Annotated in this window: 11 protein-coding genes; 7 read left to right on the top strand and 4 right to left on the bottom strand. The window is 54.2% G+C overall.

The features are described 5' to 3' along the window. Positions 1–52: 52 nt before the first annotated feature. The 7 genes from AC1DSG_RS08925 (at position 53) to AC1DSG_RS08895 (ending at position 6,471) form a co-directional block, all read left to right on the top strand. Complete coding sequence (locus AC1DSG_RS08925) at positions 53–370, top strand: Dabb family protein (protein ID WP_477790555.1); 318 nt, start codon at positions 53–55, stop codon at positions 368–370. Positions 371–664: 294 nt separating this feature from the next. Continuing rightward, a complete protein-coding gene (locus tag AC1DSG_RS08920) occupies positions 665–1,675 on the top strand; it encodes a zinc-dependent alcohol dehydrogenase family protein (protein ID WP_477790554.1) in 1,011 nt (336 codons plus the stop codon). 123 nt (positions 1,676–1,798) lie between these two features. Next, positions 1,799–2,644 carry a tannase/feruloyl esterase family alpha/beta hydrolase gene (locus tag AC1DSG_RS08915; RefSeq protein WP_477790553.1) on the top strand — a complete coding sequence of 282 codons (846 nt, stop codon included), beginning with the start codon at positions 1,799–1,801 and terminating at the stop codon, positions 2,642–2,644. Between the two features lie 486 nt (positions 2,645–3,130). Beyond that, the gene (locus AC1DSG_RS08910; protein ID WP_477790552.1) at positions 3,131–4,276 is read left to right on the top strand and encodes an NADH-dependent flavin oxidoreductase; all 1,146 of its coding nucleotides are present in this window, start codon (positions 3,131–3,133) and stop codon (positions 4,274–4,276) included. Between the two features lie 87 nt (positions 4,277–4,363). Further along, on the top strand, positions 4,364–5,266 hold the full coding sequence (locus tag AC1DSG_RS08905) for an alpha/beta hydrolase (protein WP_477790551.1): 903 nt from the start codon (positions 4,364–4,366) through the stop codon (positions 5,264–5,266). Next, on the top strand, positions 5,241–5,591 hold the full coding sequence (locus tag AC1DSG_RS08900) for a phenylpyruvate tautomerase MIF-related protein (protein WP_477790550.1): 351 nt from the start codon (positions 5,241–5,243) through the stop codon (positions 5,589–5,591). Before AC1DSG_RS08905 ends, AC1DSG_RS08900 begins: the two co-directional genes overlap by 26 nt. A 13-nt stretch (positions 5,592–5,604) precedes the next feature. Continuing rightward, positions 5,605–6,471 carry a DsbA family protein gene (locus AC1DSG_RS08895; RefSeq protein ID WP_477790549.1) on the top strand — a complete coding sequence of 289 codons (867 nt, stop codon included), beginning with the start codon at positions 5,605–5,607 and terminating at the stop codon, positions 6,469–6,471. A gap of 258 nt (positions 6,472–6,729) precedes the next feature. Here AC1DSG_RS08895 and AC1DSG_RS08890 read toward each other — a convergent pair whose 3' ends face one another. From AC1DSG_RS08890 to AC1DSG_RS08875, 4 genes are all read right to left on the bottom strand, one after another. Further along, positions 6,730–7,389, bottom strand: a complete 660-nt coding sequence (locus AC1DSG_RS08890) for a PIN domain-containing protein (protein ID WP_477790548.1) — start codon at positions 7,387–7,389, stop codon at positions 6,730–6,732. Further along, on the bottom strand, positions 7,379–8,512 hold the full coding sequence (locus tag AC1DSG_RS08885) for an XRE family transcriptional regulator (RefSeq protein WP_477790547.1): 1,134 nt from the start codon (positions 8,510–8,512) through the stop codon (positions 7,379–7,381). Before AC1DSG_RS08885 ends, AC1DSG_RS08890 begins: the two co-directional genes overlap by 11 nt. 415 nt (positions 8,513–8,927) lie before the next feature. Beyond that, the gene (locus tag AC1DSG_RS08880) at positions 8,928–9,851 is read right to left on the bottom strand and encodes a nucleoside recognition domain-containing protein (RefSeq protein WP_477790546.1); all 924 of its coding nucleotides are present in this window, start codon (positions 9,849–9,851) and stop codon (positions 8,928–8,930) included. Between the two features lie 317 nt (positions 9,852–10,168). Then, positions 10,169–11,482, bottom strand: a complete 1,314-nt coding sequence (locus tag AC1DSG_RS08875; RefSeq protein WP_477790545.1) for an Nramp family divalent metal transporter — start codon at positions 11,480–11,482, stop codon at positions 10,169–10,171. Positions 11,483–11,601 lie beyond the last annotated feature (119 nt).

Below are 11,601 nucleotides of genomic sequence, written 5' to 3'. Positions count from 1 at the left end.
GAGTGAGGCACTGCCGCATCTCACCCTTCCCGTTATTTAAAGAGTCAGCCTTATGATCCGTCACATCGTCCTACTCCGAGTTCCCGGCAGCGTTCTGCCAGGTGCTGTCGAGTCGATTTTCAGCCAGCTTGATGCGCTCACAACTGTAGTGCCGGGGATGCTTGATTTCCACGTGGGCACCGACATTACCCCTGTGTCGCTCGCCCAAGGTTTCACCCATGCGTTCACTATTGATTTCCAAGATCAAGGGTCTCGCGATGGCTATTGGGAGCATCCAGGTCACATCGCGGTAGCAGAGCAATTGCTCCCTCTGTTACCTCAAGGCACCGATGACATGGTGATCTTCCAGATCCCGCTCGTAACCGCCTAGCAACAGCCGGGTATTCGTCGCCTAGCCCTAGTGGCGAGCACCATATCGAGGTGTGTGGAAATTCCCAGGACTGCCGCACGACCGCTAACCGCAGGCATGAGCCACGCTGACTAGATCRCATGGCAGTTGAAATACGGATCAACTGCCTTGTGAATCCCCTCGATTGTAACTAATTCAATAACAATCTTGTTCTTGAGTGGATCTTTATCCATCGTTTGGGGCGAGAAACAATGCGTACCAGCTCGGGCACGGCCGAACGACTCGGCACGCCCCTATATTGCTTGGAGTAGGAATATGAAAGCTTGGTTGCTGCAGGATTTTGGTCTTGAGAACCTGAAACAAGGCGAAACCGAAACGCCTACCCCTAAAGCCGGTGAGCTGCTGGTCAAAATTGGCGCGGTCTCCCTGAACTTCCGCGACAAAGCAATCGTAGATGGCATCTACGAGCCCCACATGGTTCCCAAACCTCTGATCCCAGTCAGTGACGCTGCGGGCACCGTAGTGGCCGTGGGCGAGGGTGTGAGCCGATTCGCAGTAGGCGATCGCGTCAACTCCCACCTGTACTCGCGCTGGATCGAGGGCATGCCTGCTCACGACGAACCAAACTATTGCTTCGGCTCGCCACTGCCAGGTGGCTTGGCCGAATTCATGATCATCCATGAGGACAGTGCTGTTCGTGCTCCCGATGATATGAGCGACGAGGAAGCTTCGACCCTGCCAATCGCCGCTCTGACGGCTTGGTACTCGCTCGTAGATTTCGGCCAGATCGAAGCAGGCCAGACTGTACTAGTACAGGGTACCGGCGGTGTGTCCATTTTCGCGGCTCAAATCGCCATGGCACTGGGTGCTAAAGTCATCATCACCTCCAGCCGCGACGAGAATCTCGAAGCAGTTATCAAGCTGGGTGCGATCGCGGGGGTTAACTACCGTAAGACCCCGGATTGGGCTGCTGAGGTATTGAAACTCACCGACGGTAAGGGTGTGGATCTGCTTCTGGAAGTTGCCGGCGGCGACGGCATCAATGATTCCGTTCAAGCGACCAAAGTCGGTGGCCGCATCGCGCAAATCGGCTTTCTGACTGGACAAACGACCAGCCTGAACCTGATGCCACTGATCTTCCGTCAAACGACCATCCGTGGGATTGCTGTTGCTCCACGCTCTTCGTTTGACCGGATGAATGAGTTCCTAAATACCCATCACATTCGTCCAGTGATCGATCACGTGTACCCATTCGAACAAGCACGCGAGGCCTATGAGCACTTGGCTCGTGGCCCATTCGGCAAGGTCGTTATCAAGGTCAGCTAATACCTTGAGCTGAGGGGCTCATCTCCACGCGGATGAGCTCCCTCAATACTTCGAGTACAAGTGACCCCGGGCGGCAAGTCCGACTACACGCTCGACACTTGACCTGCTTTCCCAGGATTTTTTATGACGATGTGCCAGGCCCTAAGGGCCTTTTTTATTGGATTTACCTATTCTTCGATCATGTCTTTACCGGCCCACGCTGGCACCCAAGATGCTGACGCTCAGCGGTGTGCAGCACTGAAGGAAACGACGGACTCAAGCATTCGAATCACAGCCTCAAAACTTCAAGCGCAAGGACGCTTAACGGCGGGGGGCGGCACTAGTGCGTTGACCGGCGGAGCGGAGAATGCTGCGGCCGTCTTCCCTGCGCACTGTCTGGTTCGCGGCGAGATCAAGCCCTATACCGGTGCTGACGGAAAGCCGTACGCGACTCGTTTTGAGATGAGGCTTCCTCACGCCTGGTACAACCGGCTCCTGTTCCAAGGAGGCGGGGGACTTGATGGTGTCGTCAATCCTGCGATAGGCGCTATCGCGGTGCTTGGCTCCCAGGCACAGTCTGCCCTTAAGCGCGGTTTTGCCGTTGTTTCCATGGATGGTGGACACACAGGCAACAATGCAGATTTTGCAGCCGATCAGCAGGCCAAACTGAATTTTGCGTATGGCGCGATTGGTCAGGTCACAGCCGCATCGAAACACCTTATTGCCGCTTTCTACACGAAAGCTCCTGACAAAACTTACTTTATGGGGTGCTCGAATGGCGGGCGAGAGGCGCTGATCGCAGCTCAAAGATACCCTTCGGATTTCGATGGAATCGTTGCCGGCGACCCCGCTTTTAACTTGGGTAACGCGTCGATGTTGTCTCACCATGGTCTGGYCACATTCGCCAAGATCGCACCTCGAGGCAACGATGGTTTAGGGGCGATCGCCCAAAAGCCTGATCGCCAGGGGGCAAGCATTTCCTGGGATTAGCAGCCCGCTATGCCCATATCCAACCACAGCGCGCTATGCCTAAAAAGGCAGTACCACTCTTGCAGAGAATTTTGTCTGCAAGCAGCGCATCCGCACATGCTGTGCCGCGCTGTCTGAGACAAATACCAGTTTTGAACCATGACGTCCGAGCGAGCGATCGTCATAGCTCTGGCCATTGCCGTCGTTGCACATCCCGCCCTGGCAATGGCTTTTTTATTGCTCGTCGTTTCGCCCATGTTACGCAAGCTAAGGTACAGCAAAGCGCTCTAGGCCAAGTCGGCAGACGACGCCGGCGTGTAGTCGGCCCATAACTGACCATTAGTTATCAAAAGCAATAATTGATTGTTTCCTGCACGGCTATCAATCATTCAGAAGCACCATGATAAAGTTTCCTCAATCCAGCGATCAATTAGATCACTAACTAAGCCACTCAGTGCCAATCCTGTGCTTTTGCCTAGGTGCGCTCTGCTGAAAGAGGATTTTGTAATGATGAAAGAACAATACAAGCCACTTTTCGAACCCTACGTACTTAATAACGGGGTTGAGATTAAAAATCGACTTACTGTTGCTCCCCTGACAATCTACGATTCTGGCCCCAACGGCGAGATGACCGAGACTGGCCGTAATTTCTGGCAAGATCGCTTTGAAGGCTTCGGTCTTTTCATCATGCCATTCACCAACGTGCATCCAACAGCCATTGGGTTCGAATCACCGAACGCAATCGATGAGTCGGATCTGCCAACGTTAATCGAGTACGCGAATCTTGCCAGAGAACAGGGCGCAAAAGCGGTGGTGCAGATCGCTCACTCTGGGTTGCGTGCCGATCCACGCATGACTCGTGGCCAAGGCGTAGTCGCTGCAACCGGCGACACGAGTGGTCGTTTTCGTACCCTCACCGACGCAGAAGTGCGCGAGCAAGTCGCAAGCTTCGCCAATGCTGCCGAACTGGTCATGCGTGCAGGCTTTGACGGCGTCGAGATTCACGGGGCTAACGGCTGGCTGATTCAGCAGTTCGTCTCTGCAGCCACAAATCTACGAACCGACCATTGGGGCGGCACGCTGGAGAAACGCTTCAACTTCCCTCTGGCCTTGGTAGACGCCATTGACGAAGTTCGCAAAAAGCATAATCGCCCAGATTTCATTATTGGCTACCGTTTCTCGCCGGAGGAGCCAGGTGAGCAGGGTATCACCATGAAAGAAACGCTGGCTTTGGTAGACGCGTTGCTTACCCGGCCAATTCAATATCTGCATATCTCGCTCTGGGACTTCTACAAGCAGGCCCGGCGTGGAGCAGACAGCCATTTGACGCGCATGCAAATTGTCCACGACCACATTGCCGGGCGAGTGCCTTTCATGGGGGCCGGCAATCTGTACACCGCTGACGACATGCTCGCAGCGTACAAGACAGGATGGGCCGAATTCATCGCAATTGGGAAGAGCATCATGCTCAACCCGAATTTGATTGAATTGATTACCACTGGCCGAGAGTCGGAGATCGAAACCAGCTTCGATTGGGACAAGAAAGACGATTACCGCTACACCCCAGCGATGCTACAAGGCACGCTCGCGGGTACGGATTTCTTCCCACCTTCCAAGCAGAAGGGCGTCCGTTACAAAACCAACCATTTCTGATGTGGCTTTGCATCATCAACAGAATCTAGCGCGACCCGCAGTTAGGCTATTCCGCTCTGCGATATGCGCTTTGTAGAGAGTTCATTTATGAAGAGACTAGACATTGCAACGCAGAGTGGAACAGTGCTGACAGGCGTTCTGTTCCCTGCAGTTACAGCGGATACAGTTGTAATTGCCATCACAGGTGTGCACGGGAACTTCCACTCCAACCCGTTCTATTACAATATTGGTCATACTTTGAGCGCTTCTGGTATTGACTTCATCTACGCCCAGACCAGGGATGCCTTTGGGCAAGATGAAATTGTAAATTCCGTCACTGGACTAGCTGAGAGCATTGGCTCGTTCAATGAGGACTTTACCAAGTCCGAGGAAGATATTGCGGCCTATGTTGACTACGCTCACAAGGCTGGCTACAAAAAAATCATCTTGGCTGCTCATTCACTGGGTGTTAATAAGGCGATTTACTACTTGTCGAGAAACTTTGATGCCCGGATCTCGAAGTTTATATTTCTGAGCCCGGCGAACATCAAGCACCTGACAAGCGTCGTGACGGACGAACAACGCCAGCTCGTTCTCAAGTTTCGAGAGCAGGGCAAAGGCCAGGAGATGCTCCCGTTCCCACTGTTGGGGTGGCTGCCCTGTATCGCCGACACCGCTTACCAGTGGCTATATACCGATACGCTGGATAACGTCCATGTCGAGGCAGATCGGGACTTCTCGCAAGTCGAGAAAATCAGGCACACAGGGGCACTCATCATCGGCACCTACGATAGATTCACGTACGGTGACCCATCGGGATTTCTGCGCAATATCAATGACCATATGCAGTCGGCCAATGATAACGAGCTGATCTTCATTCAGCGCACTGGCCACACGTACCAAGGTAAAGAACAGGAGCTCGCTGAATCAATCCTTGGGCTCGTCTTGGGATGGGAAAACGATCGAGTTGCAAGGGAGCCAGCACGTGCCGTTCATCATATCCAAGGTTAACGTCCCGATCTCACCAGAGCAGGAACTCCGTCTCAAAGTAGGTTTAGGGAAGGCGATCGAATGTGTTCCAGGCAAAACCGAAGCGTCTTTGATGCTCGGTTTTGAGCCTGGTTACTCGCTGTACCTGCGTGGAGATAACAGTCAGTCGATGGCGTACATCACCGTAGCCGTTTTCGCCAATCCTGCTCAGCAGGGGTATGAGCAGTTTAGCCGAATGATCACCCAGCTCTTCAACGAAACACTCGACATCGACCCGAGCAGGATTTTCATCAAATACGAAGACATCTCATGCTGGAGTGTTGCGGGTTGCGTATTCAGTCATTGATAGAGAACAGCACATGTCCAAGCAGCTGACCATCAGCAATTTCACAGATCCAATGATGGGGCTCTCATATGAGAGCGAGCCTTTTTTTCGTAAGCTCGAAACCCATTTCGGTGACCGTATCGACTTGAAATACGTGATGTCGGGCCTTGTTCGCAACGTTTATGACTTTGTTGACGCTGAGGATTTGAAAGGCGGCCAGGCGTTTGCGCTTGAGAAGTACAACGCAAGGCTTGCCAAGATCTACGAGGCTGAAGAGTACATTTCTGGAATGCCGATCAAGATGACAAGCCTCCAGCTATTCTCGACCGAGCACACCTCGTCAATCCCTTTGAATTTGGCCTATAAGGCTGCACAGATCGTCGACAGCGGGCGGGCAGACCAGTTTCTCTACAATCTGCGTTACGCGACCATTGTCGAGTGCAGACCTACTACCCAGTTTGACGAGATCTTGGATGTGGTCAAGCGAACGATGATCGATGAGCGTGCATTCGTGACATGCTACAACGACGGTCGCGCGCAGGCTGCACTGGATGAAGATTTCCAACTTCGGCAAGCGTTGGGCCTGAGGTCTTTGCCGGCCTACCTTTTCGAGTACGACGGCAGGAGTGTGCTCGCCAAAGGCGTGTTGGACTACGAAGACTTTTGCCAAATGATCAAGAAACTGACCAACAACGTAATGGTCGAGGCTCGCCCTTTGGCCTCCATTGAAAGCGTAAGAGAGCTGATCAATCTGCACCCACTCATCTCGCCGATCGAGATCCAGCACGCTTTCAACCTCGAAAGCCTGGAGGAGGTTAGGCAGTTGATTGCGCCGTTGTTATCCAATGGCCAGGTTCGAATCCAGGATGTACCCAATGGCTGGTTTATCTGCAAAGTGTAGAGGGCAGTCTCCGCTTGGAATTTAGCGGGGCAGCTCAACGTGTCGACTAGAGCCTTCTGGCTCTGGATTCCACAACATCCCCAGCCTTCAACCCATCAACACATCACTGCCGTTGGTCGATATTGGCGTTGCTGCCACCCTGGGGGACGCATTTGGCCAAGCACAAAACAAGGAGTTGATCACCTAGGGGGTAAGCCCAATCCGGCGCTCTCAAGACAGTCCTGCGCCTCGCGCTGCGGGGACTGGCTAGGGCATGTATCAGGCATCAGGGCTGCTTTGGGTTTCTGGCTGGCCGGGAGACGACTGCGGCGGTGCGCTGCTTGTGGTGCATGCAGCGGTGACAACACGATTCATGTTGTACCGGTACTGAAGTGCGAGATCGTAAGCCGTATTGAAATGTGGCCCTAAAGTGCCGCCCATCGACTGATGTTGGCTGGTCACAGTGCTGTGGTCGGAATCGGTCAGCAGGTTTTTGAAGATAAGCCAGGAGTGCAGATGAGGAGTCGTCTGGGTAAGCGTGTTGCCTACAGCTACGGACAACTTGCGCGCTTTCTTATCATCAGTAATGAAGGCTTGTCTGATGCTCATTGCGAAAGCGATGGATGACAACTCTCCCTTGCCAAGGCGCTTTCGGTTTTCCAAATCTGCGATTGCCTGAAGGTCGTTGATAGTGCAGGAGTGAGACTGAAACCTCCCTCGCTGCTGCTCATGTTTGAGCCGTTCCCTGAGCTCTAGATCAGCTGAGGAGGGGTTCGTGCGAGGTTTAACCAAGCATTCGTAATGGACAAATGCGGTGATGCAGAACTCGCAATTCGCTTCCCGCGCCGCCGCATACAGGCGGATGGATGACAAGACGTTCCAGACCGAACAAGTGTCTGCCACATTGATGCGGTGAAAGCTGGAAGGATCAATAGCCATGAAGGGTTCGTCCGTAAAGTTTTGCTAGTTCCGCAAGCTCTGCGTAACCACAAAGCAGAGCTTCCGAGAGCCGACCCAGGCTAATCAGATCTTGGCTGAAAGCGTCCAGGCATAAGCCGACATAATGATCGGACAAGCCCCGCGTGAGCAGGCTAGCCTTTCTGGCACGCTGCTCAGGAGTGAGTCGTTCAGGGAGCTCGGGATCGACTTTTGCCTCTCGCGGTACTCGATACTGGCGAATCCGCCGACACGTGTCGTCATCGACTAACCGCGCCTCTCTGACGGCTATCCCCAAGGCATCACAGCTCACTCGGAATTTATTTGCCCATAGCTGTGTATCACTTTCCGACCACTCAGAAGGCTCTGGCAGCCGTCGGATGACCTCATCAGGCATGAGATAGCACGACGCAAAGCGATTTGCGCGTACCTCGCGCCTATCTGTGCCGTCACCCTGGAGTKTCACACTCGCGCCTTCATTACTGTCGAAAATGGCGTGAGCCATTTCATGGGCAGCACTAAAGCGCTGCCGATACACGTCCTCGGTGTAGTTGACCAAGATGCATTTTCCAGCGGTGGGATGTTGGATAAAAACGCCCGATATATTCGAGTTGGAGAGCTTTCGTCGGAACACGTGAACACCTACCGACCTGAACTCGGCATACACGTCCAGAGGCACCTGTTTTTCACCGTGACCCATCACTTTACGAAGCGCCTTGGCCGCATCTTGCGCATGCCCTTTGAAGTAGGTTCCAATAGGCGAGAAGGAGAACTCCTGAGTCGCACCGTGCAGTTCTTGGGTTAGGAACTGCTCCGTGTCGCAAAGGAACAAAAACTCCTGGATGGCCCACCGGTCTTCTTTCGAGAATTCTTTGCCGTGTGCCCGGTATAGGATCTCCGTCTGCTCGAACGGGGCAACCTGCTCGTTGGAAATGAAAAACTTGAAGTCACATCGATAGAAGTCGGCAAGGATGAGAATTTCGTCGCCCGTCGGCTCAACCGCGCCCCGTTCTATCTCACTCAGGCGATCCACGGAGATCGCAGTGCCTTCAGCGACGTCTTCTTCCGTGGCTTCCAACTGGCTCCGATAGCGCTGCAATTTTTCGCCAAGCGATTGAAGATTCATGCTGCACTTATGTCCTGGATGGCACTGACGTGCGARAACATCTTAGCTTAGGTTGTCCTGGACGTTGGTGCCACGCGAATCCCGATCTGTGGCCTACGGACTTTGGGGGCCGTTAAAGCTGCGACGCGGTTCGGCGAGTCGTCGTGAGGATCGAGTGATGAGGGGGGCAGTTGCGCACCGCCGCAGTCGTTACGGCGTAAACCGACTTCTACCTAGACGGGAGCGCGTCGACGCCGCGAGCGATAGCGTCAGAAGGTTTATTCGTGAGCTGTACGTCTGAGGTTGCGGCTGAGGAAGGAGCAGGGGCATCGAGGTGGTTCGATCCCGCTGAATGGAGGTCGCTGTGCTTGCGGTGATGCTTGACTCCAGGAGGGCGCCAGTCCGCTGCGAATTGGCGCCCCCTTCACCGCATGGATCAACCGCAAAGCGCTGTGATCATCCCGCGAACGGCGATCCCGACTACCGCGCCAGCGAGCGCTGGAGCGATCGTGCTCATGATGCGCGGGCCGCCTGCTGTCAAGATGGCAACACCTGTGAGGTCTAGCGGATGCAGGAGGAATCCCGCGCCTTTCCAGAAATGCTCTGGAACAAAACCTGGTTGCTTCGCAGTTTCATGGATGAGTCCCACAAAGGCAGTGTTGCCCGCTAGGAATTTAGTGATAGTGGGCAGTATGTAGACCGGATCGATCCCTATCACCGTTAACAGCGGACTCAGCGCTGTTACCAGCCAACCAATTGCACCGGCAGCCTGCAGGCCCATGACGATAACCAGCGAAAGCAGCAGCATCGGGATAATCCCGAGGATCGACCGAATTGCCTCGGCACCAGCAGTGTTGATGATCATCAAAAGAGGTTGCCGCTCGCCGGTGCGGGATGCAACCGCTATTGGTTCCTCGCGMAGTGCCGAGAGACGTCGGCCAAAAATCCAGTAGGTCACCATCGCGGCCGTAAGCCCGCCAATGGTGGATTCCAGGAGCGTGAACCCTACGTGCAGCCCATATGGAGCAAGGGGGAAGGTTGCGTTGGCGGGTGCAATAGCAAGAACCCCAGCCAGCGTAGCGCCAAGACCTCGGGTAGAAATCCCGCGGGCCTCCATAGCCTTCATCGTCGGCAGCGGGGCTATGAAACTGATTAGGCTACCTTGCAATAAAGCTAGTGCGCCTAACCCCGGCATGCCGAATGGCCGTGCGATAGGTGTGAGCCACAGTACAAGCTTGTCTAATACTCCATAAGCCTCGAGGAGACGCATGATAATGGTAAGTAGCACCATTATCGGCAAAAGCGTATAGAGTGCGACCTCGAGCGCACTGCGCCCGGCACATAGAATGACGTCAATCATAACTTTAACCTTCAATACTTGGGGAGCGAGAAAACATAACGTGGTCTGACATCTGCATCGATTAAGTTATGACTACATCACTCGAGCCTGGAACTTCTGGAAAGCAAGCACTCGATAAGCCGTCCGAGCTCATCAACTGCATTGCTATAAGATGTCATTACGATACCGGTTGGCGCGGAGATCTTTAACTGGCAAATATTTAATTGATTGTTAGTGTTTTAGTGCGCAATCCGATATAGCAATCGTGGGTTATACAAAGTTCACTGATTTTGCACCCTGCAATGGCGATTACGATTCCTTTGGTAATGCTGATTGCCTCAATCGCTCACCGCGATCACCAGTAGCATCACATTCGCGAACGAGATCACGCCGAACAAACTCCACGCCAGCCAGCGTAACCACGGCCGGTTGACGAATTCACCCATCAAACTGGCATTGCTCGTGAAGCGGATCAGCGGCCACAGTGCAAACGGTAGCTGCAGACTCAACACTACTTGGCTCAACACCAGCATCTTGCCAACCGCGCTGTCACCCAGCCACCACACGCCAATCATTGCCGGGATTAATGCCATGCCACGAGTGATCAGGCGACGTGCCCAGCACGGGATAGAGCGCTGAAGGAAGCCTTCCAGCACCACCTGTCCTGCAATCGTGCCAGTGAACGTCGAGCTTTGCCCTGAGGCCAATAGTGCTATGCCAAACAGCAGGCTCGCAAAGACGCCGCCGACGACGGGGTCTAGCAAATGGAAGGCGTCCTGAAGTTCCACTACATTGGTGTGGCCCGAACGGTGGAACGCAGCCGCTGCCAGGATCAGAATTGCCGCATTGATGAGAAGCGCCAACGTCAAGGAAACCAGAGTGTCCAGGCGTGCAAAACGAATCGCGGTTGCCTTGGCCTTCGGCTCAGGCGACTGCACTCGCGCCTGGACTAGCGAGGAATGCAAGTAAAGGTTGTGCGGCATCACCGTGGCCCCAAGAATCCCGATCGCCAGATAAAGCGGCTCTTGGTGGCTAAGCACATCCCAGCTCGGGCGTAGTCCGGCAGCCACGTCTGGCCAATACGGTTTGACCAATACAAGCTCCACGAAGAAACAGGTGCCGATCGTGCCAATGAGACCCAGAACAATTGCCTCGAGACGACGTACATTCACCCCTTGCAAGGCCAGAACCAGTAGCGTGTCGAAAGCGGTTAAGACAACTCCCGTCATAATCGAGACGTCCAGCAGTAAGTGGAACGCCAGGGCGGCCCCCAAGACTTCCGCCAAGTCAGTAGCCAGAATTGACAGCTCAGCAAGTAGCCACTGACCTCGTGCGACAGCAGGGGAATAATGCGCGCGCGACAGCTGCGCCAGGTCTCGGCCTGTAGCGATACCCAGACGCGAGCTGAGATTCTGCATCACCATTCCGGTGAAGCTAGCCATCACGACAACAAATAGAAGCGCGTAGCCGAAGCGGGAGCCGGCTTCAATGGCTGTCGCCCAGTTGCCGGGATCCATATAGCCCACAGCGACCATCAATCCGGGCCCGACAAAGTGCAGGATTTTGCGCAAGCCGCGACCTTTGGCAGCAATCTGCACAGACTCAGTAGCCGGAGAAAGGCGAGCAGAGGCCGAGTTCATGGTAGTTAGCATGATTCATCGATACCTAAAGGATGGGGGATCGCGGCTCGTCGGTTTGAACGCAGCTGCATGCAAGCGTGCGGTGGACTAAGCCACCGCATGAAAACGAATGCTTAGCTAAGAACACTCAC

It is taken from the genome of Pseudomonas sp. P5_A12, assembly GCF_056400685.1.
Note: the sequence above shows the minus strand (reverse complement) of the source record. Positions and strands in the feature narration are given on the sequence as shown.

Excerpts from the sequence above, each read along its gene's own strand:
- AC1DSG_RS08875 (WP_477790545.1), bottom strand. The coding sequence starts at position 11,482 with ATGCTAACTACCATGAACTCGGCCTCTGCTCGCCTTTCTCCGGCTACT.
- AC1DSG_RS08895 (WP_477790549.1), top strand. The coding sequence starts at position 5,605 with ATGTCCAAGCAGCTGACCATCAGCAATTTCACAGATCCAATGATGGGG.
- AC1DSG_RS08925 (WP_477790555.1), top strand. The coding sequence starts at position 53 with ATGATCCGTCACATCGTCCTACTCCGAGTTCCCGGCAGCGTTCTGCCA.
- AC1DSG_RS08905 (WP_477790551.1), top strand. The coding sequence starts at position 4,364 with ATGAAGAGACTAGACATTGCAACGCAGAGTGGAACAGTGCTGACAGGC.
- AC1DSG_RS08910 (WP_477790552.1), top strand. The coding sequence starts at position 3,131 with ATGATGAAAGAACAATACAAGCCACTTTTCGAACCCTACGTACTTAAT.
- AC1DSG_RS08920 (WP_477790554.1), top strand. The coding sequence starts at position 665 with ATGAAAGCTTGGTTGCTGCAGGATTTTGGTCTTGAGAACCTGAAACAA.
- AC1DSG_RS08890 (WP_477790548.1), bottom strand. The coding sequence starts at position 7,389 with ATGGCTATTGATCCTTCCAGCTTTCACCGCATCAATGTGGCAGACACT.